The following is a 25,384-nucleotide window of genomic DNA, read 5'->3' as shown; positions in this document are numbered from 1 at the left end:
TCTCCAGACGGGTCGACGACGGGCGCCGGCCTTTACGCACAATTGAGGAAGGGAGCTAGTGGCGCATAGACCTGTGTTGTTTTGCCAGTGATTTTTTCAGTGAATCCACTGCCGCCATCGCAGGCAAAAAAGAGCTAAACCTGCTCCATCATCCACTTCACAAACTCGCGCACTTTGGGCACTTCCGCCGAATGCTCCGGGTAGGCCAGGTAATACGCATCCTGGCTTGGCATTGCGTGCTGCCACGGGATCACCAGCTTGCCGTCGGCCAACTCTTCCTCCACCAGAAACCGCGGCAACAGCGCCACGCCACAGCCGACTTGCGCGGCGCGAATGCACATATAAAAGGTGTCGAAACGCGGTCCGTGATAACTGTGTTCGGTCTGCAGGCCTTGATCGGCGAACCAGTCGTGCCAGCCCTGTGGCCGCGAAGCGTTTTGCAACAGCACCAGCTCGCTCAGTTGCGTCGGGTCAGTAAACGGCTGTGCGGGCAAGCTCTCTGGCGCACACACGGGAATCAGCTCTTCGCTGAACAACTTCAGGCTCTCGGTGCCGGGACGTGAGCCTTGGCCGAAATAGAAGGCCATATCGGCCTTGCCTTGCAGCAGTTCGTCCGGCTCCTGCTCGTTGCACAGGTCCAGGTGGATCTGCGGGTGGCGCAGTCGCCAACCCTTGAGGCGCGGCACCAGCCAGCGCGCGCCGAAGGTGTAGGGCGCGGACACGCGCAACACTTCGGTTTCGCCGCCATAGGAGCGCAGGTAGTGCGTGGACATTTCCACCTGCGTGAGGATCTTGCGCACTTCCACCAGGTACAGGTCGCCCGCTGGCGTCATTTGCAAGCGGCGGCGCACCCGGCGAAACAGCAGGTGCTGCAGCAAGTCTTCCAGCTGCGCGACCTGCTTGCTCACCGCGCTTTGGGTGAGGTTCAGTTCCTCGGCCGCACGGGTGAAGCTCAGGTGGCGGGTGGCCGCTTCGAAACACTGCAAGGCGGTGATCGAGGGCAAATGTCTTCTGTTCAGCACGGCACGCCTCTTTTTATTCTTTGCATGAATAAATGGAATGATATCTCGCCTAATCGTCGTTTGTTGGCACGTCTTGGTCCAGCTACAAATAAGCCCTGGATCGTCGTGTCTTCGGCGGCGCAATTTTTTGTATGCAGATTTGAAGGAGTCACCCATGGTTGCCGCATTGCTTGATCGTCTCGGCGTAAACCCGGCGCTTTACCAGTCGGGGAAACAACCGGTGCATTCGCCGATCGATGGCAGTCGCATTGGCGCCGTGAACTGGGAAGGCGCCGCCGAGGTTGAGCAGCAGGTCAGTCGCGCCGAGCATGCATTCGACGCCTGGCGCAACGTGCCGGCACCGCGCCGTGGCGAACTGGTGCGCCAATTTGGCGATGTATTGCGCCAATACAAGGCCGACCTGGGCGAGCTGGTGTCCTGGGAAGCCGGCAAGATCACCCAGGAAGGCCTGGGCGAAGTGCAGGAAATGATCGACATCTGCGACTTCGCCGTCGGCCTGTCACGCCAGTTGTACGGCTTGACCATCGCTTCCGAGCGCCCTGGCCACCATATGCGTGAAACCTGGCACCCGCTGGGCGTGGTCGGCGTGATCAGCGCTTTCAACTTCCCGGTCGCGGTGTGGGCATGGAATACCGCCCTGGCCCTGGTCTGCGGCAACGCGGTGATCTGGAAACCGTCGGAAAAAACCCCGCTGACCGCATTGGCCTGCCAGGCGCTGTTTGAGCGCGTGTTGAAGCAATTCGACGGCGCGCCGGAGTATCTCAGCCAAGTGATCATCGGCGGCCGTGATGCCGGCGCTGCGTTGGTGGATGACCCGCGCGTGGCGCTGATCAGCGCCACCGGCAGTACCCGCATGGGCCGTGAAGTAGCGCCGAAAGTCGCCGCACGTTTTGCCCGCAGCATTCTGGAGCTGGGCGGCAACAATGCGATGATCCTCGGCCCAAGCGCCGACCTGGACATGGCCGTGCGCGCCATCCTGTTCAGCGCCGTTGGCACCGCCGGCCAGCGTTGCACCACGCTGCGTCGGCTGATCGCCCACGAATCGGTCAAGGAAGAAATCGTCACCCGCCTCAAGGCCGCCTATTCCAAAGTGCGTATCGGCCACCCGCTGGAAGGCAACCTGATTGGCCCGTTGATCGACAAACACGGCTTCGACAACATGCAGGACGCCCTGGAACAAGCCTTGAGCGAAGGCGGCAAGGTATTCGGCGGCAAGCGTCAACTGCAAGACACATTCCCCAACGCCTACTACGTGTCGCCGGCCATCGTGGAAATGCCCGAGCAGAGCGATGTGGTATGCACCGAGACCTTCGCGCCGATCCTGTATGTGGTCGGCTACACCGACTTCGCCGAAGCGCTGCGCCTGAACAACGCCGTGCCGCAAGGGTTGTCATCGTGCATCTTCACCACCGACGTGCGTGAGGCCGAGCAGTTCATGTCGGCCGTGGGCAGCGACTGCGGCATCGCCAACGTCAACATCGGCCCGAGCGGCGCGGAAATCGGCGGCGCGTTTGGCGGCGAAAAAGAGACGGGCGGCGGGCGTGAGTCGGGTTCGGATGCGTGGCGCGGGTATATGCGTCGGCAGACCAATACCGTGAACTACTCGCTGGAATTGCCGTTGGCCCAGGGCATCACGTTCGATTGAGATGAGATGATCGTTCCCACGCTCCGCGTGGGAATGCATCCAGTGACGCTCCGCGTCACGATCCAAAAGCGGACGCGGAGCGTCCAGGGCTACATTCCCACGCAGAGCGTGGGAACGAGCGGTGGTGAATTCATCCCGGAGTCTGGCAATGGCACTACGCGAAACATGTTTGTGGGAACACCTCACACCCGGTCGTCCGGATCGCGCCGCGCTCACGGGCGAGGTAAAAGTGGACGTCTGCGTCATCGGCGCCGGCATCACCGGCCTGTCGGCGGCCATTCACCTGCTGGAACAGGGCAAGAGCGTCGCCGTGCTGGAGGCCCACCGCACCGGTCATGGCGGTTCGGGACGCAATGTCGGGTTGGTCAATGCCGGCCTGTGGATCCCGCCGGACGAGATCGAAGCCGGTTTCGGCGAGGCTGTCGGCAGCCAGCTCAACCGCATGTTGGGGGCGGCGCCAGCGCTGGTGTTCAGCCTGATCGACAAATACAACATCGATTGCCAATTGCGTCGCGAAGGCACTTTGCACATGGCGCATAACGCCCGTGGCGAAGCGGATTTGCGCAGCCGTGAAGAACAATGGAAGCGCCGTGGCGCACCGGTGGAATTGCTCACCGGTCAAGCCTGCGAGCAGGCCACTGGTACAAAGAAGATTTCCGCCGCCTTGCTGGATCGGCGCGCCGGCACCTTGAACCCGATGGCCTATACCAGTGGTTTGGCGAATGCGGCAGTGGGTTTGGGCGGGCAACTGTTCGACCATTCGCCGGTCACGCAATTGGAGCGCCAGGGCCAGGGCTGGTCCGTGCAAACCGCCAACGGCTCGGTGCAGGCTGCACAAGTGGTGATCGCTTCCAACGCCTACACAGAAGGTGAGTGGACCGCGCTGCGGCGCAATTTTTTCCCCGGTTATTACTATCAGGTCGCGTCGACCCCGCTGACCGACGATGCCGCCCGGCAGATCCTCCCCGGCGGCCAAGGCTCATGGGACACGCGCCAGGTACTGAGCAGCATCCGCCGCGATGCCGATGGCCGCCTGTTGCTCGGCAGCCTGGGCAACGGCAACCAGAAACCGGCCTGGTTCCTCAAGGCGTGGGCCGATCGGGTGCAGCAGCATTACTTCCCGTACCTCAAATCGGTGCAGTGGGAATTCACCTGGACCGGTTGCATCGCCTTCACCCCGGATCACCTGATGCGCCTGTTCGAGCCGGCGCCTGGCCTGGTGGCGGTAACGGGCTATAACGGCCGCGGCGTCACCACCGGCAGCGTGGTCGGCAAGGCGTTCGCCGACTACTTGTGCCACCAGAATCCCCAGGCGTTGCCGATTCCTTTCTCGCCGATGCAACCGCTGTCGGGAGCAGGCTTGCGCAGTTGTCTTTATGAAGCGGGTTTTTCGCTGTACCACGCGGGCCAATGCCTGAGGATCGTGATCTGATCAGCGAAATACCGCTCAGAAGCCCGCATTTTCTTAGCCAGCTACTAATCTGTATTGGTGCAAGTCGTAGCAATCACGCACTGTAAATGTGCAGTTCCGTTACGCAGGCTGTTACAGCTGTAGGAACTGTCGTTTATTCGTTTGGTTGCGGGTGCGACCTCTTGGGGTTGTACCGTTTTGGTCCGTGGGTTGCACCTTCAGGTGCTAGAGGGTTGCACGTCCTGGCAAGTGGAGGCGAAACGCCTGTAATTACAATGACACCGTGTCTTTTTGAAGAATAAAAACGTAATGGCACGCGCCTTGCTCTGAGCTTTCGGTGAAAGTTTGAACGCAAGTCGTCGTGCCAAAAATCAAAAATATCGGAGCACCACTCATGTCCCAGACGTTTTACAAGAAAGGTTTTCTGGCCCTCGCCGTTGCTGCGGCGCTGGGTGTTTCTACGTTTGTTCAAGCTGATGTGAAGATCGGCGTAGCGGGGCCGATGACCGGTGCCAACGCGTCGTTCGGCGAGCAGTACATGAAGGGTGCCCAGGCGGCGGCCGACTCGATCAACAAGGCCGGCGGCATCAACGGCGAAAAAATCGTGCTGGTGGCCGGTGACGACGCCTGCGAACCCAAGCAAGCCGTGGCCGTGGCCAACCGCCTCGCGGACCAGGACAAGGTGATCGGCGTGGTCGGGCACTTCTGCTCCTCCAACACCATTCCGGCGTCCGAGGTGTATGACGAAGCGGGCATCATCGCGATCACTCCAGGTTCCACCAACCCGCAAGTGACCGAGCGTGGCCTGGGCGCCATGTTCCGCATGTGCGGGCGTGACGACCAGCAAGGCATCGTGGCCGGCGACTACATCGTCGACGTGCTCAAGGGCAAGAAAGTCGCGGTCATCAACGACAAAGACACCTACGGCAAAGGCCTGGCCGACGCCACCGCTGCCCAGTTGACCAAGCGCGGCGTCAAGCCGGTACTGGAAGAAGGCCTGACCCGTGGCGAGAAAGACTTCAGCGCCCTGGTCACCAAGATCCGCTCCACCGGTGCCGACGTGGTGTACTTCGGCGGCCTGCACCCGGAAGCCGGTCCATTGGTTCGCCAGATCCGTGAAGCTGGCCTCAAGGACGTGAAGTTCATGTCCGATGACGGCATCGTGACCGACGAACTCGTGGCGACCGCCGGTGGCAAGCAATACGTCGACGGCGTGTACATGACCTTCGGCGCCGACCCGCGCCTGCTGCCGGACAGCAAGGCCGTGGTAGACGAGTTCCGCAAAGCCGGCTACGAGCCGGAAGGCTACACCCTGTACGCCTACGCGTCGGTCCAGACCCTGGCGGCCGCTTTCAACGGTGCCAAATCCAACAAGGGCGAAGACGCCTCCAAGTGGCTCAAGGCGCACCCGGTCCAGACCGTGATGGGCAAGAAGGAATGGGACGGCAAGGGCGACCTGAAGGTCTCCGACTACGTGGTTTACCAGTGGGACAAGGAAGGCAAATACCACCAGTTGGAAAAGCAGAAGTAAGCCTTAACGCGACCATGCAGACACCCAAGATCCCATGTGGGAGCCGGGCTTGCCCGCGATGACGGACTGACAGTCGACACCTGTGTTGAATGTGAAACCGCTATCGCAGGCAAGCCAGCTCCCACAAGGGATCGCGGTAGCCAGCTGAAGCGTGTCCAGCAACAAATCTGTCTTTTCCTCCAGAAGCGCCGCACACCCACCGGTGTGCAGGTGCTCACCGCGTGAGATTGCGTTATGGATGGTATTTTCCTGCAGCAACTGGTCAACGGCCTGACCCTCGGGTCGGTCTATGGCCTGATCGCCATCGGCTACACAATGGTCTATGGCATCATTGGCATGATCAACTTCGCCCACGGCGAGGTTTATATGATTTCCGCTTACCTCGCGGCGATCAGTCTGGCACTGCTGGCTTACTTCGGCATCGAATCCTTCCCGCTGCTCATCCTCGGCACCCTGGTCTTCACCGTGGTCGTCACTGGCGTGTACGGTTGGGTCATCGAGCGTGTCGCCTACAAACCGCTGCGCAACTCCACCCGCCTGGCACCGCTGATCAGCGCCATCGGCATCTCGCTGATCCTGCAGAACTACGCGCAGATCGCCCAGGGCGCCAAGCAACAAGGGATCCCAACCCTGCTGGCCGGGGCCTGGCGTGTCGACATCGGCACCGGGTTCGTGCAGCTCACGTACACCAAGGTGTTCATCCTCGTGGCGGCGTTTGCCGGCATGGCGTTGCTGACCTACATCATCAAGTACACCAAGCTCGGCCGCATGTGCCGCGCCACCCAGCAAGACCGCAAGATGGCCTCGATCCTCGGTATCAACACCGACCGGGTAATCTCCTATGTATTCGTCATCGGCGCCGCCATGGCTGCATTGGCCGGCGTGCTGATCACCCTCAACTACGGCACCTTCGACTTCTATGCCGGCTTCATCATCGGCATCAAGGCGTTTACCGCAGCGGTACTCGGCGGCATCGGCTCCCTGCCTGGGGCGATGCTGGGCGGGATCATCCTCGGTATCTCCGAGTCGTTGTTCTCGGGGTTGATCAACTCCGACTACAAAGACGTGTTCAGTTTCTCCCTGCTGGTGGTGATTCTGATCTTCCGTCCCCAGGGCCTGCTGGGTCGCCCACTCGTGGCTAAGGTGTAAACATGTCTGCTGCCAAACCCATCGATATCAAGAAAAGTGTGGTCGATACGGTCCTTGCCGGGCTGATTTCGCTGATCGTGTTCGGTCCGATCGTCGGCGTTGTACTCGACGGCTACAGCTTCAACCTGGAACCGGCCCGCGTGGGCCTGCTGGTGGCCATCGTGATGGCCGGCCGCTTTGCCATGAGCCTGTTCCTGCAAACGCCCAAGGGCGTGAAGATCCTGCAGGGTTTCGAGAGCGGCGGCGCCGGTGTTCACGTGCAGAAACCGGACTATAAATCGCGGCTGCGTTGGATCATTCCGGCACTGATCGTGATTGCCATCGTGTTCCCGATCTTTGCCAATAAGTACCTGCTGACCGTGGTGATCCTTGGGCTGATCTACGTGTTGCTAGGCCTGGGCCTGAACATCGTAGTGGGCCTGGCCGGCCTGCTCGACCTGGGTTACGTGGCGTTCTACGCCATCGGTGCCTACGGCCTGGCGCTGGGTTACCAGTACCTCGGCCTGGGCTTCTGGACGGTGCTGCCGCTGGCGGCCATCGCGGCGGCGCTGGCAGGGTGCATACTCGGGTTCCCGGTGTTGCGAATGCACGGTGACTACCTGGCTATCGTGACCCTGGGCTTCGGTGAAATCATCCGTCTGGTGCTTAACAACTGGCTGTCGTTTACCGGTGGCCCGAATGGCATGTCCGCACCGTCACCAACCTTCATGGGACTGGAGTTTGTGCGCAAGGCCAAGGATGGCGGGGTGCCCTTTCATGAGTTCTTCGGTATCGATTACAACCCCAACTTCAAATTCATGTTCATCTATATCGTATTGTTCCTGGTGGTGCTGCTCGTGCTGTACATCAAGCATCGCCTGACGCGCATGCCGATCGGCCGCGCCTGGGAAGCCTTGCGCGAGGATGAGATTGCCTGCCGCTCCATGGGCCTGAACCACGTACTGGTCAAGCTCTCAGCGTTCACCATCGGTGCCTCCACCGCCGGTTTGGCCGGGGTGTTCTTTGCCAGCTATCAGGGCTTCGTCAACCCTTCGTCTTTTAACTTTTTCGAATCGGCACTGATCTTGGCCATTGTCGTACTCGGCGGTCTGGGATCAACGGTTGGTGTGGTAATCACAGCCTTCGTGCTGACCATCACACCTGAGCTGTTGCGCAGCTTTGCCGAGTACCGTGTATTGCTGCTGGGCGTGTTGATGGTGGTCATGATGATCTGGCGACCAAGGGGCTTGATTCGTGTGAGTCGTACCGGCGTAACACCGCGTAAGGGAGTGGCCCCATGAGCAAGGAAATCGTCCTCTCCGTGGAACACCTGATGATGCACTTCGGTGGCATCAAGGCCTTGAGCGATGTGAGCCTCAAGGTCGAGCGCAACTCGATCTTCGCCCTGATCGGCCCCAACGGCGCCGGCAAGACCACGGTGTTCAACTGCCTTACCGGCTTTTATAAAGCCAGTGGCGGCAAGATCCAACTCAACGTGCGTGGCAAGCAGACTGACGTGATCCAATTGCTCGGCGAGCGTTTCAAGGCCGTCGACTTTGTGTCGCCAAAAAGTTTCTTCAGCCGCGTTTACTACAAAATGTTCGGCGGCACCCACCTCGTCAACCGCGCCGGCCTGGCGCGCACGTTCCAGAACATTCGCCTGTTCAAGGAAATGTCGGTGCTGGAAAACCTGCTGGTGGCCCAGCACATGTGGGTCAACCGCAACATGCTCGCCGGCATCCTCAATACCAAGGGCTACCGCAAGGCCGAGAGCGACGCGCTGGACTGCGCGTTCTACTGGCTGGAAGTGGTCGACCTGGTGGACTGCGCCAACCGCCTGGCCGGTGAGCTTTCCTACGGCCAGCAGCGGCGTCTGGAAATCGCCCGCGCCATGTGCACCCGGCCGCAGATCATCTGCCTGGACGAACCGGCGGCGGGCCTCAACCCCCAGGAAACCGAAGCCCTCAGCGCGATGATTCGCCTGCTGCGCGACGAACACGACCTGACGGTGGTGCTGATCGAACACGACATGGGCATGGTGATGAGTATTTCCGACCACATCGTGGTGCTCGACCACGGCAACGTGATCGCCGAAGGCGGGCCGGACGCGATCCGCAACGATCCGAAAGTGATTGCCGCTTACCTGGGCGCCGACGAAGAGGAGCTGGTATGAGCGGACCTATCCTCGAAATGAAGGACCTGGACGTGTTCTACGGCCCGATCCAGGCCCTGAAAAAAGTCTCGCTGTACATCAACCAAGGCGAAACCGTCAGCCTGATCGGCTCCAACGGCGCGGGCAAATCCACGTTGCTGATGTCGATCTTCGGCCAGCCACGGGCCGAGTCGGGGCAGATCCTCTACAACGGCGTCGACATTACCCACAAGTCTTCGCACTACATCGCCTCCAACGGCATTGCGCAGTCGCCGGAAGGGCGGCGGGTGTTCCCCGACATGACCGTCGAGGAAAACCTGCTGATGGGCACCATCCCCATTGGCGACAAGTTTGCCAGTGAGGATATGCAGCGCATGTTCGAGCTGTTCCCACGGCTCAAGGAGCGCCGTAACCAGCGTGCCATGACCATGTCCGGCGGCGAGCAGCAGATGCTCGCCATCGCCCGCGCCCTGATGAGCCGGCCCAAGCTGTTGCTGCTGGACGAACCGAGCCTGGGCCTGGCACCGATCGTGGTGAAGCAGATCTTCTCGACCCTGCGCGAGTTGGCATCCACCGGCATGACCATCTTCCTGGTGGAGCAGAACGCCAACCATGCGCTGCGCCTGTCGGACCGGGCGTATGTGATGGTCAACGGTGAGATCCGCCTGACGGGCACCGGCAAGGAACTGCTGGTGAATGAGGAAGTGCGCAACGCCTACCTCGGCGGCCACTGACCTCACGGCTTGATGCATACCTATGTGGGAACCCGGCTTTATGTGGGAGCTGGCTTGCCTGCGATGGCATCCCCTCGGTCTGCCTGACAGACCGAGGTGCTTGCATCGCAGGCAAGCCAGCTCCCACATAGAACTCGGTTCCCACAGTTGCTTTTGTGGCGCTTTCGAAGCCCATCCCAAATTGTGGAAAACAAATCCAGCCCCCCTCCAAAGCGCGACATATAGCCGCCGCAAATCCCTGTTTTGTCACAGTTTTGACTTGTCCCCATCCGCTGTGGAACCGGCTGTGGGTAACGTGGGAGTAGCTGGCTGGAAGCCTTCAAAACCGTGGCTTACAGCGCGACGGTTGTTTTTTGATCAGGCACTTTTTTGTGACCTGCCAAGGGCTTTGTCAACCTGTTTAAAGACACAGGTATATGACCGGAATATGTCCCGCCAGCCTGTGGATAAGTCTGTGACTAAACTCTGGAAAGACCTCCGCAGAGGCCGGAATGACTGGCCTGGAGCCATCGTTCTGAATTCTTATACTGCGAAGGGGCTACATACGCTCCGGCCAAGGTCAAGCAAAAAACTTTGTAGAAGCGCCTGTAGCCCTTGTTTATAAAGGCTTTTGGCTTTTAGCACTTGCCCCCAAAGACTGTGGGCGCAGTTGTGGATAACCTGCGCGTATATGCCTGCAAGCCACGGCTTATAAGGCTTTGCGCGTGATGGTTAAAAATTGATCAGGTTTGTATGAAGTCATGCGCTTAGCGGTTGCCGCAAACGCGGCGTAAGGGCATTCTGCTGGCAACTTTTTTCCGATGCCCTCAAGGAGAACACCATGTCCGACACGCTGTTTATTACTGGCGCAACCTCAGGTTTCGGCGAAGCCTGCGCGCGTCGTTTTGCCGAAGCCGGCTGGAAGCTGGTGCTCACCGGCCGTCGTGCCGAGCGCCTGAATGCATTGGTCGAAGAGCTTTCCAGGCAGACCGAAGTGCATGGCCTGGTCGTGGACGTGCGTGATCGCAAGGGCATGGAAGACGCCATCGCCAACCTGCCGCCATCGTTCGCCACACTGCGCGGGCTGATCAACAACGCCGGCCTGGCCGTGGGCACCGACCCTGCGCCCAAATGCAGCCTCGACGACTGGGAAACCATGGTCGACACCAACATCAAGGGCCTGCTGACCACCACCAGCCTGCTGCTGCCGCGCTTGATCGCCCACGGCCGCGGCGCCGGGATCATCAACCTGGGTTCCATCGCCGGCAGCTATCCGTACCCGGGCAGCCATGTGTATGGCGGTTCCAAGGCCTTCGTGAAGCAGTTCTCGCTGAACCTGCGTTGCGACCTGCAAGGTACCGGCGTACGCGTGACCAACATCGAGCCGGGCTTGTGTGAAAGCGAATTCTCGCTGGTGCGTTTTGGCGGGGATCAAGCGCGGTATGACGCGACCTATGCCGGTGCCGAGCCGATCCAGCCGCAGGATATTGCCGACACGATCTTCTGGGTGCTCAACACGCCGGCGCATGTGAATATCAATCGCCTGGAGTTGATGCCGGTGAGTCAGACTTGGGCTGGGTTTGCGATTGAGCGTGGGGCCAAGGGCTAAGTGAGGCTATCGTGTCAGGCATGTGTTTGTAGTGAGCGGGCTTGCCCCGCGCTGGGTGGCGAAGCCGCCCCCAAAACCAGGCGACTCGGGTCAATCGGGTGTGTCGCGGTGACTAATTGGGGCGGCTTCGCCGCCCAGCGCGGGGCAAGCCCGCTCACTACAGACCGCTCCTGCACCTTCATTCAGCCGAGATAATCGATCAATCCCTTATAACAAGTCGCCAAGTGATACGGCGTAGTCGACGGCATGTCCGCTCGACTCACGCTGCCCTTGGCATCCAGGCATTCATGCCAGCCCTTGTCGTGCAGGAAATGCGCTTGCAGTGCCAGCAATTGGCGCTGCAGCGGCGCTTCATTGTGGGGCCGCAAGGTCAGTGCCCGCAGGTACTCGGCCTGGGCCCAGATACGCTGGGTGGCGTCGCGCACGGTGCCGTCCAGGGCAAGCATGCCGCTGACCGCACCGCTCAACTTATCCACACCGTTTTGTTCGGCGTAGGCAAATGCCCGCGTCAGCGAGGCGTGCAGCGCAGTGCCACGCAGCACATCGGACGATTCCAGCAAAAAGAACCATTCGAACTGATGCCCCGGCTCGAACCAGTTATCCACAGCGCCCAGCGGTTTTTCCATCATCACGCCATGCTGGCGGTCGATGAAGCGCCGCTGCATGGCCGTCGCCAATGCCAGCAGAGCCGCTTGTACGGCGGCGTCTTCACGTACCGCGAGGGTGGCGAGGAAACCTTCGGCCAAGTGCATCAAGGGGTTTTGCAACGGGCCAGCATTGAGGGACGACCAGTTGCGCTCCAGCACCGCTTCATACAGGCCATCGCCGCTGGCAAAGCGTTGAGCGACCACTTCAAGGGCGGCATTGAGCACCGACTCCACCAGCGGCTCACGCACCTTGGCCCAGTAATGGGCGCAGGCAAAAATGATGAATGCGTGGGTGTACAAGTCTTTGCGCGTGTCCAGCGGTTGGCCGGCGGGGTCGATGCTGTAAAACCAGCCGCCGTGTTCGGCGTCGTGGAAGTGCCGTTGCAACGAGCGGAACAGGGCGGCCGCGCGCTCCTCGGCGAAGGTGGCGCCGGGCTCGCCGATCAGGCTGGCGAACAGATACAACTGCCGGGCGCAGGCCATGGCGCGGTAACGCTGTGGCGGCAAGGGGCGGTGATAGGCGTCCAGCGCCTCATAGGGCAGCGCCAGCTCGGCATTCCAGCCCGGGCCTTGCCAGAGCGGCACGATCAGGCTGTGGAAGTGGGTGAGCACGGAGTTCAAGGCGGGTAGGGAAGCGCTGGGCATTGGCTGGCGACGTCACGGCAGGGGTGTAGGTGCGCATGGTAGCAGGCTTGAGAAGGGCGGTGGCCTTGAGTCAGCTATCGCGGGCAAGCCCGGCTCCCACAGGTTCGATCTGTGAACCCGATCAACTGTGGGAGCTGGCTTGCCTGCGAAGAGGCCCTCAATAACGCTGCAAATCAGCCCGCCAGCAACCAAACCCCCGTCGCCGCCGAAGCTGCCCCGGCAATCCGCACCAACGGCGCCGCCGCAGCCGGCAGGAAACGCACCAGCGCATAGCCCGCCGCGTGCAGCACAGCCGTCGCACCGATAAAACCGGCGGCATACGCCCATGGACTGGACATGTCCGGCAACTCCAAACCATGCGCCACACCGTGGAACAACGCGAACAACGCCGTCGCAGCCACCGCCACGAACACCGGTGGACGCACCGCCAGCGCCACCGCCAAGCCCAGGGCCAGCACCGACGCGGCAATCCCGCTTTCCAGCAGCGGCAATTGCAGGCCTTCAAAGCCCAGCACGCCGCCCATCAGCATGGTGCCCACGAAGGTGCACGGCAATGCCCAGCGGGCAGCACCTTTTTGCTGGGCGGCCCACAAGCCGACCGCCACCATGGCCAACAAGTGATCGATGCCGCCCAGCGGATGGCTGATACCGGCCACCAGGCCATTATCGCCGTGGCCCGGATGAGCGAACGCCAGTGCGGGGGCCAGCAGCAGGGCGGCAGCGGTCAGGAGTTTTTTGAGGGTCATGGACAGGTTCCTTAAGGGTTGATCAGGCGGCGGTCAGCAGGCCTTGGCGTTCGATGAAGGCGACGATCTCTTCCAGGCCGACACCGGTTTTCTGGTTGCTGAACACAAAGGGTTTACCGTTGCGCATGCGTTGGGTGTCGCTGTTCATCAGCTCCAGCGAAGCCCCGACCAGCGGTGCCAGGTCGATCTTGTTGATCACCAGCAGGTCGGATTTGCAGATGCCCGGGCCACCCTTGCGCGGCAGCTTGTCGCCGGCCGACACATCGATCACGTAGATGGTCAGGTCGGACAACTCCGGGCTGAACGTGGCCGAGAGGTTGTCGCCGCCGGACTCCACCAGGATCAGGTCCAGGCCGGGGAAGCGGCGGTTGAGCTGGTCCACCGCTTCCAGATTGATCGAGGCATCTTCACGGATCGCCGTGTGCGGGCAGCCACCGGTTTCCACACCGATGATGCGCTCCGGCGCCAGGGCCTGGTTGCGCACCAGGAAGTCGGCGTCTTCGCGGGTATAGATGTCATTGGTGACCACCGCCAGGTTATAGCGGTCGCGTAACGCGAGGCACAGGGCCAGGGTCAGGGCCGTCTTGCCGGAGCCGACCGGGCCGCCGATGCCGACGCGCAAAGGTTGTGTGTTCATGGGTTGTTCTCCTAGGAACGAAACAGGCGGCTGTACTGGCGCTCGTGGGCCATGCACGCCAGGGACAGGCCAAAGGCGGCGCTGCCGAAGTGATCGGGATGAAGGCACGTGGCGTCCCGCTGGGCTTGTTGCAGCAGCGGCAGCAGTTCGCTGGTCAGGCGTTGGGCGGCCTGTTGGCCCAGGGGCAAGGTTTTCATCAGCACGGCCAGTTGGTTTTCCAGCCAGCTCCACAGCCAGGCGGCGAGGGCGTCGGCGGGGCTGATATTCCAGGCGCGCGCGGCAAGAGCCCAGCCCAGGGCGAGGTGCGGCTCGGCGCACTGTTGCAAAAAGGCGCGGGCGGCGACGTCCAGTTCCGGCAGACCATTGAGCAGTTGTTGCAGCGAATAGCCCATCTGCCGGCTCTCCTGGAACAGCTCGCGGGTTTCGCGGCTGGCGCGATGTTGCGCGCACAGCTGTTCCAGGCGTGGCCAGTCTTCATCAAGCGCGGCCTGGCAATGGGCGAGCAGCAACGGCGCCTCGAAGCGTGCGAGGTTGAGCAGCAACTGGTCGCTGATCCAGCGTCGCGCAGTGGCCGCATCGTTGACACGGCCGTTCTCCACGGCCATTTCCAGGCCTTGGGAGTAGCTGTAGCCGCCAATCGGCAATTGCGGACTGGCCAGACGCAGCAGCGCCCAGGCTGGGTTCATGGACGCACGCCGAACTGATGCAGCTTGGGCGGGTAGTTGAAGTCTTCATCGCCATGGCGCGAATGATGGTGGCCGCCGCCGTAGGCACCATGCTCCGGCTGGAAGGGCGCCTCGAGGGTTTGCGTCTGCGCGCCCAACTGTTCGAGCATGGCCTTGAGCACGTAGTCATCGAGCAAGCGCAACCAACCGTCCCCGACCTGCAACGCCACGTGGCGGTTACCCAGGTGATACGCCGCGCGTGTCAGTTCGAATGCGCTGCTGCAGGTAACGTGCAGCAGTTGTTCAGGCCGAGCGCATACGCGTACGACGCGTCCGTCTTCGGCCTGTAGGCATTCGCCATCGTGCAGCGGCGGCTGGCCGCGCTCCAGGAAAAGGCCGACGTCTTCACCCTCGGCACTGAAACAGCGCAGACGGCTTTTGCTGCGGGCTTCGAAATTCAGCAGCAATTCGGCGGCCCAGTGGGCTTGGGGGGCGATTCGGCGGTGTATCACCAGCATCGGGAAGCTTCCAGCTATGAGCGATGACACAGCTAGAGCAAGGGGCTTGCCAATCCTGAAGGCGAGTAGGAATTGCCTGTAGGCAATGACGGTAACGCCACTAAATAGGGCGAGGAACGATGTCTGTGGTGCGCCAAAGTGGTGCGCAATGTTGCTTGTTGCACGGCCAATGGGCGTTTTCAGATTTTCCCTACAGGGGATGAGGAATCGGCGGTCATCAAGTTACGTGCGAGATCAATAGGCTGTGCGCCGTGTTTAATTCACTGCGACGTTCATCATGTTCAAGTCATTGTGTTGTCTGGTTATCGTTAGCCTGTCTTTTGCCCTGTCATCGGCTTCCGCCAACCTGAATTCCCAACCTTCTTTTTCCGACTCAATAAAACAGGCATCTATCGACGGTGTCGTCGACCGCGCCCATGAGTTGCTCGGCACGCCTTACAAGTGGGGCGGCACCTCGGCGGAGCAGGGCTTCGACTGCAGCAGCCTGTTGGTCTATCTGTTCAAGACCGAGGCCAATATCACGCTGCCGCGCACCACCACGGCGATGCAACGTTCAACGGCTGCGACCATCAAGCGCAATGCGCTCAAACCCGGTGATGCGGTGTTTTTTAAAGGCAATGGGCGTGGGCAGGTCAGCCATGTGGGCCTGTATATCGGCGAGGGCAAATTCATCCATTCGCCGCGCACCGGCAAGAACATCCGCATCGACTCTTTGAGCAACCGCTATTGGAACAAGCAGTACACCACCGCCAAGCGCTTCCATTCGGCGGGGTGATTGCGTTATTCGGTACTGCCCAGGCCTTGCCAGTGTTTCAAGCCGATAAAGATAAAGCGCAATTGCTGGGTGATTTTCGCCTGGGGCGTGAGGTGGGCGGGCAGGGCATGGGCCGGTGGGTCGATGATGTCGGGCAGCGTGGCGAATACACTTTTGACGATAAGGTCGGCCATCACATGCAAGCCTTCGGCGTCCAGGTGCTGCAGCTTGGGCATGAAGGTCAGGTCGGCCGCCAGGTCGCGGGTGATGTCTTCGCGCAACGCCGCAATGGCCTGGCGCACGGCCAGGCAGCCGCCGTATTGCTCGCGGGCCAGGAACAGGAACTGCGAACGGTTGGCCGAGACCACGTCCAGAAAGATCCGCACGGAAGCATCGATAATGCCACCCATCACGAATTCGTTGTGGCGCACCAGGCGGATCGTGGCGCGAAAGGTCTGGCCGACTTCACTCACCAATACGAGACCAAGCTGGTCCATGTCGGCAAAATGCCGATAGAACCCGGTGGGTACGATACCGGCCGTTTTCGCCACTTCGCGCAGGCTCAGGCTGCCAAACCCACGGCCACACTCCATCAGGTGGCGGGCTGCGTCCATCAGGGCAAGGCGGGTCTGTTGTTTCTGTTCGGCGCGGGGCAGCATTGGCGGCGGGCTTTGTCGGCAAGTACAGCGACGCACTCTAGCAAAACAGTTCTGCCTGCGTCGAACTTGGCGGGGGGTGCGGTGGGGAGTGCAGTGAAAAGGCGTGGTGGACGGCAGTAACAGGTTCTACAGAAAGTCAAAAGCCCGATCGTTGGATCGGGCTTTTTTCTGGGCCACCACAGGCTCAGCTCTGTGCTTGATGCAGGTCTTGCAGACGGTCAGCACCGCCTTCAGCAACGCCTTCGGTGTAGGCACGTTTGTTGGCTCGTTCAGCACCGCCTTCAACCAGACCTTTCTGCTCCAGGCGATCACGGCCACCCTCGGCGACAGCGTTACGCTCCAGCAGGCGATCGGCGCCGCCTTCAACCAAGCCTTTCTGTTCCAGGCGGTTGCGACCGTTTTCGGTCAGGCCTTCGGTGTAGGCGCGTTTGTTGGCTTGCTCCGAACCGTTTTCAGCAACAGCGCCTTTGGCGTAGTCACGGTTTTCATCTTCCTGCGAACCGCTGCGAGCGACGGTCTGGCTGAAGTGAACGGCGTCGGTTTTGACTTGTGGGGTGACCTGTTCGGCGGCTGGCAGGGCAAAAGCGCTGGAAGCCAGGATGGATAACAGGACGGTAGCGAGTACTTGGCGTTTCATGATGGGTTGCTCCTTGGGAGGGCGATAAATTGGGTACGGGGCTATTGTTACCCTCGATAAGTCGATATAAAAGTTCATAAACACAATGGTAATAATCAACAGAATTGATTGTTCCTGCCGGAGGCTCTAGGACGGGCCTCTCAAGCACGCGGTTTTGCACTGGTGTGGGTATTTTCGACACGCGTGTGGGTAACAATGGTGCGCCATCGTAGGGGGAATCTGTCGAAGGGGTCAGAAAATGAGGTTTTTCCTAGTAAATCGGGGCATGAGTTAAACGCCGTGGCGGATTGCCAGTCGTAGTTCTGTAAGCTGTCTTTAAAGGCTGTCACCCAGCCAGTCGTATTCAGGAGTCCTGTGCATGACGCGCACTCGTAAAATCGTCGCTTGGAGCTGCGCCAGCTTCGTTGTGTTAATCGCCGTGGTGGTCGTGATTCTGGTGTTTTTTGACTGGAATCGCATCAAGCCGCCCCTCAATGCCAAGGTTTCCGAAGAGCTGCATCGCCCGTTTGCCATCAACGGCAACCTGGCGGTGGTGTGGGCGCGTGAGCCCGATGAAGGCGGTTGGCGCGCCTGGGTGCCGTGGCCCCATGTGATTGCCGAAGACCTGACGCTGGGCAACCCCGACTGGTCGAAAACCCCGCAAATGGTCACGCTCAAAAAAGTCGAATTGCGCATTTCGCTCCTGGGTTTGCTGGTGCAGCGCGTGGTTATCCCGCGTATCGACCTCACCGAGCCGAGCGCACAGTTGCAGCGCCTGGCCGACGGCCGCGCCAACTGGACATTCAAGTTCGACCCCAAGGACCCGAACGCCGAACCCTCCAACTGGGTGGTGGATATCGGTGCCATCGGCTTCGACAAGGGCCACGTGACCCTCGACGATCAAACCCTCAGGACCCAACTGGATGTGATCATCGATCCTTTGGGCAAACCCATTCCCTTCAGCGAGATCGTCGGCGACGCCGATGCCAAGAAGGCCCTGGAAAAAGGCTCCGCACCGCAGGATTACGCGTTCGCCCTCAAAGTCAAAGGCCAGTACCACGGGCAGAAACTCGACGGCACCGGCAAGATCGGCGGGCTGTTGGCCCTGCAGGACGCGGCCAGGCCCTTCCCGTTGCAGGCCCAGGTCAAGATTGCCGACACCAGCATCGCCCTGGCGGGCACCCTGACCGATCCGTTGAACCTCGGCGCTTTGGACCTTCGGCTCAAACTCGCAGGTTCCAGCCTGGGCAATCTCTACCCATTGACCGGCGTGACCTTGCCGGATTCGCCGGCATACTCCACCGATGGTCACCTGATCGCCAAGCTGCATGAAGCCGACGGCGCGTCATTTCGCTATGAAAACTTCAACGGCAAGATCGGCAACAGCGATATCCACGGCGACCTCGCCTACGTCGCCAGCCAGCCACGGCCCAAACTCAGCGGTGCGCTGGTGTCCAACCAATTGCTGATGGCCGACCTTGCGCCGCTGATCGGCGCCGACTCCAATGCCAAGCAGAAAGCCCGTGGCGGCGACAGCAAGCAGCCGGCGACCAAAGTGCTGCCGGTGGAGGAGTTCCGCACCGAGCGCTGGCGCGTCATGGACGCCGATGTGGAATTCACCGGCAAGCGCATCGTGCACAGCGCCGATCTGCCGTTTACCGACCTCTACACCCACCTGGTGCTCAATGACGGCGAATTGAGCCTCGAGCCCCTGCGTTTCGGCGTGGCCGGCGGCAAGCTGGATGCGCAGATTCGCCTGAACGGCCGCACCACTCCTATGGAAGGCCGCGCCAGGCTGACCGCGCGCAACTTCAAGCTCAAGCAGCTGTTCCCCACCTTCGAACCGATGAAAACCAGCTTTGGTGAACTCAACGGTGATGCCGATATCTCCGGCCGCGGCAACTCCGTGGCGGCGCTGCTGGGCACCTCCAACGGTGACCTGAAAATGCTCATCAACGACGGTGCGATCAGCCGCGGCTTGATGGAAATCGCCGGGCTCAACGTGGGTAACTACGTGGTGGGCCGCCTGTTTGGCGACAAGGAAGTGAAGATCAACTGCGCGGCGGCGGACTTCGGGATCAAGACCGGTTTGGCGACCACGCGGCTGTTTGTGTTCGATACCGAGAACGCCATCATCTACATCGATGGCACCGCGAACATGGCCACCGAGCAACTGGACCTGACCATCAACCCGGAATCGAAAGGCTTCCGACTGTTCTCCCTGCGCTCGCCGCTGTACGTCAATGGGCCGTTTATCCGGCCCAACGCCGGTGTGAAAGCTATTCCGCTGGCGCTGCGTGGCGCGGGCATGGTCGCGCTGGGTGTGATTGCGGGGCCGGCGGCCGGGTTGCTTGCGCTGGTGGCCCCAAGTGGCGGCGAACCCAACGAATGCGCGCCGTTGCTGCAACAGATGAAGGAAGGCAAGGCACCCAAAACCGTGAAGGGCTGACTGACCAGGCACTTGATCGTTCCCACGCTCCGCGTGGTAACGCATCCTGTGACGCTCTGCGTCACGACCTCAAGAGCGGACGCAGAGCGTCTGGGGCTGCATTCCCACGCAGAGCGTGGGAACGATCGGGCGGCGAATTACAGGCTTTCGAGAATGTCCGCCATGTCATCCGCGTGCTCTTCTTCCTGGGCCAGGATTTCTTCGAAGATGCGTCGCGTGGTCGGGTCTTTGTCGCCGATGTACTGGATGATTTCGCGATAGCTGTCCACGGCAATCCGTTCGGCGACCAGGTCTTCGTAGACCATTTCCTTCAAGCTGTTGCCCGCCACGTATTGAGCGTGGGAGTTCTTCGACAGCAGGTCCGGGTTGAACTCCGGCTCGCCGCCCAACTGCACGATGCGCTCGGCGAGTTTATCGGCGTGCTCGGCTTCCTGGTTGGCATGCTCGAGAAATTCCGCGGCGGCCACGGCGGCCTTGACGCCGCTGGCCATGAAATAGTGACGCTTGTAGCGCAACACGCAGACCAGTTCAGTGGCCAGCGATTCATTGAGCAGGCGAATAATCTCTTCGCGGTCGGCGTCATAACCTTCGGTCACGGCGCCGTTTTCGACGTTCTGGCGCGCGCGAATGCGCAGGGTCGCGACGTCGGTCAAGTTTGCTTCAGTCATCTTTATCTCCTGGGGCTAATCCGGTTTTACGCCACGCTCTGCCGGCGTGATCGTTAAAGGTTGTGAGTGCTGCCCGGCGCAAAAAGTTTTATCGGGTTTGCCGACGGCGTCATCTGCTCGACTTCATCCTGGGCTAGGCTGCACGGCAGGTTTTCACTTTTGAGGATGTTCGCGACATGCCGCAGTCGTTAGCCACGCGTTATCCCCTGGTGCTGGTGCCCGGCATGCTGGGGTTCGTGCGCCTGGGGTGGTTCCCATACTGGTACGGCATCGTCCCCGCGCTGCAAGCGGGCGGGGCGCGGGTCTTTGCGGTGCAGGTGGCGCCGCTCGATTCCAGCGAGGTGCGTGGCGAGCAATTGCTGGTGCAGATCGAGCGCATTCGCCGCGAAACCGGCGCCGACAAGGTCAACCTGATCGGCCACAGCCAGGGCGCGCTGACCGCGCGCTATGCGGCAGGCAAGCGCCCGGAGTGGGTGGCCTCGGTGACCTCGGTGGCCGGGCCCAACCATGGCTCGGAACTGGCCGACCATATCCACCGCCATTACCCCATCGACGGCGTGAAGGGGCGGATCATGAGCGCGCTGTTTCATCTGGTCGCCTGGGTAATGGGCGTGCTGGAAACCGGCTATCGCGGGCCGCGTTTCAAGGCGGATCTGCAGGCGTCCCACCATTCGCTCACCAGCGAGGGCGTGGCGCTGTTCAATCAGCACTATCCACAGGGGCTGCCGCAGACATGGGGCGGGCAAGGCATGGAGGAGGTCAATGGCGTGCGCTATTACTCATGGTCCGGCACCTTGCAACCGGGTATCACCGACCGTGGCCGCAACCTGTTCGACGGCACGCACCGCAGCTGCCGCCTGTTCGCCCGCAGCTTTGTGCGTGAAAAGGGCCAGTGCGACGGGATGGTGGGGCGCTACAGTTCACACTTGGGAAGGGTCATCGGTGACGATTACGCGTTGGACCATTTTGATATCGTCAACCAGTCCCTGGGGCTGGTGGGCAAGGGCGCGGAGCCGATCCGCTTGTTCGTGGAACATGCGCAGAGGCTTAAGGCCGCCGGGGTGTAATGGTGGTCCGCGGTCGAACTGTGGGAGTGGGTTCAAGCAGTGCTTGCCATGCGCTTGATCGGCACAGTCCAACGCTCCGACAACACCACCCCACCCAACGTCAGCAAGCCGCCCACCAGGTGATACAACGCCAGCGCTTCTTTCAACACCACCGCTGCAATCAGCGCGGTGAGCAACGGTAGCAGATTGAAAAACAGCGTAGTGCGACTCGGCCCCAGAGTCTTCACCGAATGCATCCACGAAAGTGGCGCGAGCATCGAGGCCAGCAGGCACGCATACAGCACCAGAGGGATATTCGCCCAGCCCAACCCGGTTTTTGCCGAGAACAGGAACAGCGGAAACAACACCACCACCGCCACCAGCACCTGCAGGTACAGCAACACCAGGGGCGGCAGGCGCAGCTGCCATTTTTTCAGCAGGGTGCTGTAGACCGCGTAGGCCAGGGTCGCGATCAGCATCATGGCGTCGCCCAGGTTGACGCCATGCTGCAACAGCGCGCCGAGGCTGCCGGCCGACACCACCACGACCACGCCGGCGAATGACAGTACCGCACCTGCCAGCGCGCCGTAGGTCAGGCGTTGGCCGAGGCTGATGATGGCCGCTGTCAGGGCCATCAAGGGCATCAGCGACAGGATGATGCCCATATTGGTGGCGGTGGTCAGTGTGGCCGCGTAATACGCCAGGCTCTGGTACACCGCCATGCCCAGCACGCCGAGGATGAAGACCTTGCCCAGGTTTGGGCGGATCAGCGCCCAGTTCTGGATCACCGGCTTTAGCATAAAGGGCGTAAACAGCAGCGCCGCCAGCAGCCAGCGGTAAAAACCGATCTCGGCGGGAAATATCGAACCCACGGCCAGCTTGTTGATGACGGTGTTGCCGGCCAAGATAAAAATGGCCAGCAGGGGATAAGCGTATTGCATGGAAATCGCCGAGCAGCGTAACGGACGGGGATTATCCCTTGTCTGCGCAGGAAGGTGTAACAGGGTTTGACTACACTCTCGAAAGACCGTGCCTCCCGGCCCGGTAACAGGGAGAAAACGCCATGAAGATGCTGCGAACCGCGCTGGTGATGATGGGCCTGCTGCTGTGTTCCCAAGGCTTTGCCGCCACCGCCCAGCAAAACAAGATGACCACCTGCAACGCCGAGGCCACCACCAAGACGCTCAAGGGCGACGAGCGCAAGGCCTTCATGAAAACCTGCCTGTCGGCGCCGGCGGCCAACGACGCCAAGACCCTGACTCCGCAGCAGCAGAAGATGAAGGATTGCAATGCCGAGGCCAAGACCAAGGCGCTGACCGGTGATGCGCGCAAAACATTCATGAGTACCTGCCTCAAGGGCTGACCACCCTGGTACTGACACTGCCGACCCCCTGTGGGAGCTGGCTTGCCTGCGATGGCATCACCTCGGTGTATCTGACCTACCGAGGCGGCTGCATCGCAGGCAAGCCAGCTCCCACACTTGATCGCATTCACAACCTTACCCACTCGCTTGATTCGCTCAAGGCTGGCAGACTGCCCATCCTTTAACGCCGCTCGTTTTGAGGCTGTATGCCAACGTTTTCTCAGCGTCATGTGTTGTTGCTGGCCAGCTACATCATCATTTTCGGCGGATTGCTGCTGGTTCTGCCGCTCAAATTGCTGCCCAGCCTGTTGGCCGGCCTGTTGGTGTTTGAACTGGTCAACATGCTCACCCCGCAACTGCAACGCCTGATCGAAGGCCGCCGCGCGCGCTGGCTGGCGGTGGCCTTGCTCGGCACCCTGATCGTCAGCGTGCTGGCCTTGATCTTCGCCGGCGCCATCAGCTTCCTGCTCCACGAAGCGGAAAACCCCGGAGCCTCCCTCGATAAATTCATGGGCGTGGTCGACCGCGCGCGCGGCCAGTTGCCGCCGTTCCTCGACGCCTACCTGCCCGCCAGCGCCGCCGAATTCCGCGTGGCCATCGGCGACTGGCTGAGCAAACACCTGAGCGAACTGCAACTGGTGGGCAAAGACGCCGCCCACATGTTCGTCACCCTGCTGATCGGCATGGTGCTCGGCGCCATCATCGCCCTGCAGCGCGTGCCCGACCTGACCAAACGCAAACCCCTGGCCGCCGCGCTGTTCGACCGCCTGCACCTGCTGGTCCAGGCCTTTCGCAACATCGTCTTCGCCCAAATCAAAATCGCCGCGCTCAACACCGCCTTCACCGCCGTGTTCCTGGCCGTGGTGCTGCCGCTGTGCGGGATCCACCTGCCGTTGACCAAAACCCTGATCGTCCTCACCTTCCTCCTCGGCCTGCTGCCGGTGATCGGCAACCTGATGTCCAACACCCTGATCACCATCGTCGCGCTGTCGCTGTCGATCTGGGTGGCGGTGGCGGCGTTGGGGTATTTGATCGTGATCCACAAGGTTGAATACTTCCTCAACGCACGGATCGTGGGTGGGCAAATCAGCGCCAAGTCGTGGGAGTTGTTGCTGGCGATGTTGGTGTTTGAAGCGGCATTTGGATTGCCGGGGGTGGTGGCGGGGCCGATTTACTATGCGTATCTCAAGAGCGAGTTGAAGCTAGGCGGGATGGTGTGATGCTGACTGAAGCGCTTTCGCTTCGTGGACTTTAAAGGGAATTAGAGGGAAGTAAGCGGTGACCGACAATCTCTACGCTCCGCCGACGGCGCCGCTGACCAAAGAGACAAAGACGTCTCCTGAGTTTTATGCCATTTCCAGGAGAAAGCTGCTGATCCTGACCCTGCTCAGTTATGGTCTGTATGCCAGTGTCTGGTCCTATAAAAATTGGAGCCTCTACAAAAACGCCAACCAAGCCAGGATGTGGCCGTTAGCGAGAGCGCTCTTTTTTGTCTTATATATTCACGAACTCTATGGTCTGGCCCATAAGCGGGCTGTTGAAAACGGCCAAAAAATCGATTTCGATTTCGATCCGTGGGCAACGGCGTTCGTGGTGTTGACGGTGGGCGCACGGTTGGTCGATTCCGCCGCAGCCCAGATGCAAAGTTGGTTGCCCTATAAAGACCTGACGCTCCTGGCGATTCCGATCTGTGCGTACATTCTTCAGCGAGTGCAACGCCTCATCAACTGCGCCGCGGGTGATCCTGAGGGGCTTGGCAATGACCGCTTCACGCCTTGGAACTACGCAGTTATCGTGCCGGGCGTGGTCTTGTGGTGTTTGACATTTTTGGGGATCTGGGCGACCTATCATCGCTAGGCCGTCTTCGTGCAGTTATGCATTTTTTCCCTGGGCTGACGCCATCGCGGGCATGGGGATCTACAGGGCGCTAGCTTGCGTGGCGGTCTTCGGGCCAACCGATTTTTTATGTCGATCCCGGCCCTAATGTGGGAGCTGGCTTGCCTGCGATGGCATCAACGCGGTGTGCCTGAAACACCAAGGCGTCTGCATCGCAGGCAAGCCAGCTCCCACAGAAAACCGCCCTGTTTCCGCTTAGGCCGCTTGCGGACTTAACCTGCGGCCAATCACATCCATCAAATCGCACCCATCCCGCAACGGGATGGCCAGCAGTTGTGCAAAGTCGTGGAGCACCACGGCATCACTGCTGAGTTCTTCTCGAAAGGCTATGTTTTCCAGTAACTGAGTCACTGCGCGAATGCGGTACGCAGCGGCGTCGAGAAGGACGTCGAGTGGGGCTTGGGTGTCGATGGTTAGCGCGGGGATGGTGCAGTCGTGGCCGGTTAGGGGCATGTAGCGAGTCATAATTGAAGCTCCGTGAATTGGTTGGAGCAGCCACTCGATTGTCGCCAAACAATAGGGTGGCAGCTGTACGCAGGTTGGCGAACCGGAAATTCACGAAACCGGCAGACCCGAAGGTCTCCCGCGCACAGCCGCCATACAGAACGACTTTGCGGATGCAAAAGTGCTTGCCAAAGAAGCTGAGCGCTTTTGACCGGAATTTCTCAGGTCGCCAAACCTGATCGCCATGAGGGCGACGGCCGGACTATAAGCTTCATCATGGAAATCGTGCAAGGCGCACGGAGGGTTGGTTACAACATTCAGACGCGTGCTTTGTGTGGGCAGGTTTTGGCGGATGTACGCAGATCAAAAATGTGGGAGCTGGCTTGCCTGCGAATGCGCAGTGTCAGTCAATACTGCTCT

General features: G+C 60.7%; 25 protein-coding genes. 14 read left to right on the top strand and 11 right to left on the bottom strand.

All coding sequences use genetic code 11. The features are described from left to right. Positions 1-134: 134 nt before the first annotated feature. A complete protein-coding gene (locus BLL36_RS26510) occupies positions 135-1,022 on the bottom strand; it encodes a LysR substrate-binding domain-containing protein (protein ID WP_076954562.1) in 888 nt (295 codons plus the stop codon). A 154-nt stretch (positions 1,023-1,176) separates the two neighbouring features. On the opposite strand from BLL36_RS26510, the gene amaB reads away from it, so the two are divergent. The 8 genes from amaB to BLL36_RS26465 all read left to right on the top strand — a co-directional run bounded on the left by amaB (position 1,177) and on the right by BLL36_RS26465 (position 11,211). Further along, positions 1,177-2,667: an L-piperidine-6-carboxylate dehydrogenase gene (gene amaB / locus BLL36_RS26505; protein WP_076954561.1), complete on the top strand. Its 1,491-nt coding sequence runs from the start codon at positions 1,177-1,179 to the stop codon at positions 2,665-2,667. 148 nt (positions 2,668-2,815) lie between these two features. Next, positions 2,816-4,099, top strand: a complete 1,284-nt coding sequence (amaA, locus tag BLL36_RS26500) for an L-pipecolate oxidase (RefSeq protein ID WP_076954560.1) — start codon at positions 2,816-2,818, stop codon at positions 4,097-4,099. Positions 4,100-4,472: 373 nt separating this feature from the next. After that, a complete protein-coding gene (locus tag BLL36_RS26495) occupies positions 4,473-5,609 on the top strand; it encodes a branched-chain amino acid ABC transporter substrate-binding protein (RefSeq protein WP_076954559.1) in 1,137 nt (378 codons plus the stop codon). A gap of 234 nt (positions 5,610-5,843) precedes the next feature. After that, a complete protein-coding gene (locus BLL36_RS26490; RefSeq protein ID WP_048727385.1) occupies positions 5,844-6,758 on the top strand; it encodes an ABC transporter permease subunit in 915 nt (304 codons plus the stop codon). A gap of 2 nt (positions 6,759-6,760) precedes the next feature. Beyond that, positions 6,761-8,038, top strand: coding sequence for a high-affinity branched-chain amino acid ABC transporter permease LivM (gene livM, locus BLL36_RS26485; protein WP_076954558.1), 1,278 nt, complete (start codon positions 6,761-6,763; stop codon positions 8,036-8,038). Next, positions 8,035-8,910, top strand: a complete 876-nt coding sequence (locus tag BLL36_RS26480; protein ID WP_076954557.1) for an ABC transporter ATP-binding protein — start codon at positions 8,035-8,037, stop codon at positions 8,908-8,910. The genes livM and BLL36_RS26480 overlap by 4 nt, the downstream gene beginning before the upstream one ends. Beyond that, complete coding sequence (locus tag BLL36_RS26475) at positions 8,907-9,623, top strand: ABC transporter ATP-binding protein (protein ID WP_076954556.1); 717 nt, start codon at positions 8,907-8,909, stop codon at positions 9,621-9,623. The genes BLL36_RS26480 and BLL36_RS26475 overlap by 4 nt, the downstream gene beginning before the upstream one ends. Positions 9,624-10,443: 820 nt before the next feature. Then, positions 10,444-11,211, top strand: a complete 768-nt coding sequence (locus BLL36_RS26465) for an SDR family oxidoreductase (RefSeq protein WP_076954554.1) — start codon at positions 10,444-10,446, stop codon at positions 11,209-11,211. Between the two features lie 182 nt (positions 11,212-11,393). Here the strand turns inward: BLL36_RS26465 and BLL36_RS26460 are convergent, their stop codons facing one another. The 5 genes from BLL36_RS26460 to ureE form a co-directional block, all read right to left on the bottom strand. Then, positions 11,394-12,503, bottom strand: a complete 1,110-nt coding sequence (locus BLL36_RS26460) for an AGE family epimerase/isomerase (protein WP_076954553.1) — start codon at positions 12,501-12,503, stop codon at positions 11,394-11,396. A gap of 173 nt (positions 12,504-12,676) precedes the next feature. Then, positions 12,677-13,249 (bottom strand): HupE/UreJ family protein, encoded by a 573-nt coding sequence (locus BLL36_RS26455; RefSeq protein WP_076954552.1) that lies wholly within the window; start codon positions 13,247-13,249, stop codon positions 12,677-12,679. 22 nt (positions 13,250-13,271) lie between these two features. Beyond that, positions 13,272-13,886: an urease accessory protein UreG gene (ureG, locus tag BLL36_RS26450; protein ID WP_012721947.1), complete on the bottom strand. Its 615-nt coding sequence runs from the start codon at positions 13,884-13,886 to the stop codon at positions 13,272-13,274. A gap of 11 nt (positions 13,887-13,897) precedes the next feature. Further along, positions 13,898-14,572 carry an urease accessory protein UreF gene (locus BLL36_RS26445; protein WP_076954551.1) on the bottom strand — a complete coding sequence of 225 codons (675 nt, stop codon included), beginning with the start codon at positions 14,570-14,572 and terminating at the stop codon, positions 13,898-13,900. Beyond that, complete coding sequence (ureE, locus tag BLL36_RS26440) at positions 14,569-15,069, bottom strand: urease accessory protein UreE (RefSeq protein WP_076954550.1); 501 nt, start codon at positions 15,067-15,069, stop codon at positions 14,569-14,571. The genes BLL36_RS26445 and ureE overlap by 4 nt, the downstream gene beginning before the upstream one ends. Before the next feature lie 277 nt (positions 15,070-15,346). On the opposite strand from ureE, the gene BLL36_RS26435 reads away from it, so the two are divergent. After that, positions 15,347-15,844 (top strand): C40 family peptidase, encoded by a 498-nt coding sequence (locus BLL36_RS26435; protein ID WP_076954549.1) that lies wholly within the window; start codon positions 15,347-15,349, stop codon positions 15,842-15,844. Positions 15,845-15,849: 5 nt separating this feature from the next. On the opposite strand, the gene BLL36_RS26430 is transcribed toward BLL36_RS26435, so the two are convergent. Together BLL36_RS26430 and BLL36_RS26425 are read right to left on the bottom strand one after the other, a co-directional pair. Further along, the gene (locus BLL36_RS26430) at positions 15,850-16,482 is read right to left on the bottom strand and encodes a TetR family transcriptional regulator (RefSeq protein WP_049710266.1); all 633 of its coding nucleotides are present in this window, start codon (positions 16,480-16,482) and stop codon (positions 15,850-15,852) included. 184 nt (positions 16,483-16,666) lie between these two features. Beyond that, positions 16,667-17,119 (bottom strand): hypothetical protein, encoded by a 453-nt coding sequence (locus tag BLL36_RS26425; RefSeq protein ID WP_076954548.1) that lies wholly within the window; start codon positions 17,117-17,119, stop codon positions 16,667-16,669. A 358-nt stretch (positions 17,120-17,477) separates the two neighbouring features. On the opposite strand from BLL36_RS26425, the gene BLL36_RS26420 reads away from it, so the two are divergent. After that, positions 17,478-19,547, top strand: a complete 2,070-nt coding sequence (locus BLL36_RS26420) for an AsmA family protein (RefSeq protein ID WP_076954547.1) — start codon at positions 17,478-17,480, stop codon at positions 19,545-19,547. Positions 19,548-19,684: 137 nt separating this feature from the next. Here the strand turns inward: BLL36_RS26420 and BLL36_RS26415 are convergent, their stop codons facing one another. After that, on the bottom strand, positions 19,685-20,215 hold the full coding sequence (locus BLL36_RS26415; RefSeq protein ID WP_076954546.1) for a ferritin-like domain-containing protein: 531 nt from the start codon (positions 20,213-20,215) through the stop codon (positions 19,685-19,687). Positions 20,216-20,391: 176 nt separating this feature from the next. On the opposite strand from BLL36_RS26415, the gene BLL36_RS26410 reads away from it, so the two are divergent. Beyond that, a complete protein-coding gene (locus BLL36_RS26410; protein ID WP_076954545.1) occupies positions 20,392-21,282 on the top strand; it encodes an esterase/lipase family protein in 891 nt (296 codons plus the stop codon). 32 nt (positions 21,283-21,314) lie between these two features. Here BLL36_RS26410 and BLL36_RS26405 read toward each other — a convergent pair whose 3' ends face one another. Further along, positions 21,315-22,202 (bottom strand): DMT family transporter, encoded by an 888-nt coding sequence (locus BLL36_RS26405; protein ID WP_076954544.1) that lies wholly within the window; start codon positions 22,200-22,202, stop codon positions 21,315-21,317. Between the two features lie 122 nt (positions 22,203-22,324). Between BLL36_RS26405 and BLL36_RS26400 the strand changes: the two genes are divergently transcribed. The 3 genes from BLL36_RS26400 (at position 22,325) to BLL36_RS26390 (ending at position 24,481) form a co-directional block, all read left to right on the top strand. After that, complete coding sequence (locus BLL36_RS26400; protein ID WP_076954543.1) at positions 22,325-22,624, top strand: PsiF family protein; 300 nt, start codon at positions 22,325-22,327, stop codon at positions 22,622-22,624. A 206-nt stretch (positions 22,625-22,830) separates the two neighbouring features. After that, on the top strand, positions 22,831-23,844 hold the full coding sequence (locus tag BLL36_RS26395) for an AI-2E family transporter (protein WP_076954542.1): 1,014 nt from the start codon (positions 22,831-22,833) through the stop codon (positions 23,842-23,844). A 58-nt stretch (positions 23,845-23,902) separates the two neighbouring features. Continuing rightward, positions 23,903-24,481 (top strand): hypothetical protein, encoded by a 579-nt coding sequence (locus BLL36_RS26390; RefSeq protein ID WP_076954541.1) that lies wholly within the window; start codon positions 23,903-23,905, stop codon positions 24,479-24,481. A 234-nt stretch (positions 24,482-24,715) separates the two neighbouring features. Here BLL36_RS26390 and BLL36_RS26380 read toward each other — a convergent pair whose 3' ends face one another. Next, the gene (locus BLL36_RS26380; RefSeq protein ID WP_197678444.1) at positions 24,716-24,985 is read right to left on the bottom strand and encodes a hypothetical protein; all 270 of its coding nucleotides are present in this window, start codon (positions 24,983-24,985) and stop codon (positions 24,716-24,718) included. Between the last annotated feature and the right edge of the window lie 399 nt (positions 24,986-25,384).

This window comes from Pseudomonas cedrina subsp. cedrina, from assembly GCF_001983175.1.
GTDB classification, from domain to species: Bacteria; Pseudomonadota; Gammaproteobacteria; order Pseudomonadales; family Pseudomonadaceae; genus Aquipseudomonas; species Aquipseudomonas cedrina.
This window is presented reverse-complemented; position numbering and strand designations above follow the sequence as displayed.

Excerpts from the sequence above, each read along its gene's own strand:
- amaB (WP_076954561.1), top strand. The coding sequence starts at position 1,177 with ATGGTTGCCGCATTGCTTGATCGTCTCGGCGTAAACCCGGCGCTTTAC.
- amaA (WP_076954560.1), top strand. The coding sequence starts at position 2,816 with ATGGCACTACGCGAAACATGTTTGTGGGAACACCTCACACCCGGTCGT.
- BLL36_RS26495 (WP_076954559.1), top strand. The coding sequence starts at position 4,473 with ATGTCCCAGACGTTTTACAAGAAAGGTTTTCTGGCCCTCGCCGTTGCT.
- BLL36_RS26490 (WP_048727385.1), top strand. The coding sequence starts at position 5,844 with ATGGATGGTATTTTCCTGCAGCAACTGGTCAACGGCCTGACCCTCGGG.
- livM (WP_076954558.1), top strand. The coding sequence starts at position 6,761 with ATGTCTGCTGCCAAACCCATCGATATCAAGAAAAGTGTGGTCGATACG.
- BLL36_RS26480 (WP_076954557.1), top strand. The coding sequence starts at position 8,035 with ATGAGCAAGGAAATCGTCCTCTCCGTGGAACACCTGATGATGCACTTC.
- BLL36_RS26475 (WP_076954556.1), top strand. The coding sequence starts at position 8,907 with ATGAGCGGACCTATCCTCGAAATGAAGGACCTGGACGTGTTCTACGGC.
- BLL36_RS26465 (WP_076954554.1), top strand. The coding sequence starts at position 10,444 with ATGTCCGACACGCTGTTTATTACTGGCGCAACCTCAGGTTTCGGCGAA.
- BLL36_RS26460 (WP_076954553.1), bottom strand. The coding sequence starts at position 12,503 with ATGCCCAGCGCTTCCCTACCCGCCTTGAACTCCGTGCTCACCCACTTC.
- BLL36_RS26455 (WP_076954552.1), bottom strand. The coding sequence starts at position 13,249 with ATGACCCTCAAAAAACTCCTGACCGCTGCCGCCCTGCTGCTGGCCCCC.
- ureG (WP_012721947.1), bottom strand. The coding sequence starts at position 13,886 with ATGAACACACAACCTTTGCGCGTCGGCATCGGCGGCCCGGTCGGCTCC.
- BLL36_RS26445 (WP_076954551.1), bottom strand. The coding sequence starts at position 14,572 with ATGAACCCAGCCTGGGCGCTGCTGCGTCTGGCCAGTCCGCAATTGCCG.
- ureE (WP_076954550.1), bottom strand. The coding sequence starts at position 15,069 with ATGCTGGTGATACACCGCCGAATCGCCCCCCAAGCCCACTGGGCCGCC.
- BLL36_RS26435 (WP_076954549.1), top strand. The coding sequence starts at position 15,347 with ATGTTCAAGTCATTGTGTTGTCTGGTTATCGTTAGCCTGTCTTTTGCC.
- BLL36_RS26430 (WP_049710266.1), bottom strand. The coding sequence starts at position 16,482 with ATGCTGCCCCGCGCCGAACAGAAACAACAGACCCGCCTTGCCCTGATG.
- BLL36_RS26425 (WP_076954548.1), bottom strand. The coding sequence starts at position 17,119 with ATGAAACGCCAAGTACTCGCTACCGTCCTGTTATCCATCCTGGCTTCC.
- BLL36_RS26420 (WP_076954547.1), top strand. The coding sequence starts at position 17,478 with ATGACGCGCACTCGTAAAATCGTCGCTTGGAGCTGCGCCAGCTTCGTT.
- BLL36_RS26415 (WP_076954546.1), bottom strand. The coding sequence starts at position 20,215 with ATGACTGAAGCAAACTTGACCGACGTCGCGACCCTGCGCATTCGCGCG.
- BLL36_RS26410 (WP_076954545.1), top strand. The coding sequence starts at position 20,392 with ATGCCGCAGTCGTTAGCCACGCGTTATCCCCTGGTGCTGGTGCCCGGC.
- BLL36_RS26405 (WP_076954544.1), bottom strand. The coding sequence starts at position 22,202 with ATGCAATACGCTTATCCCCTGCTGGCCATTTTTATCTTGGCCGGCAAC.
- BLL36_RS26400 (WP_076954543.1), top strand. The coding sequence starts at position 22,325 with ATGAAGATGCTGCGAACCGCGCTGGTGATGATGGGCCTGCTGCTGTGT.
- BLL36_RS26395 (WP_076954542.1), top strand. The coding sequence starts at position 22,831 with ATGCCAACGTTTTCTCAGCGTCATGTGTTGTTGCTGGCCAGCTACATC.
- BLL36_RS26380 (WP_197678444.1), bottom strand. The coding sequence starts at position 24,985 with ATGACTCGCTACATGCCCCTAACCGGCCACGACTGCACCATCCCCGCG.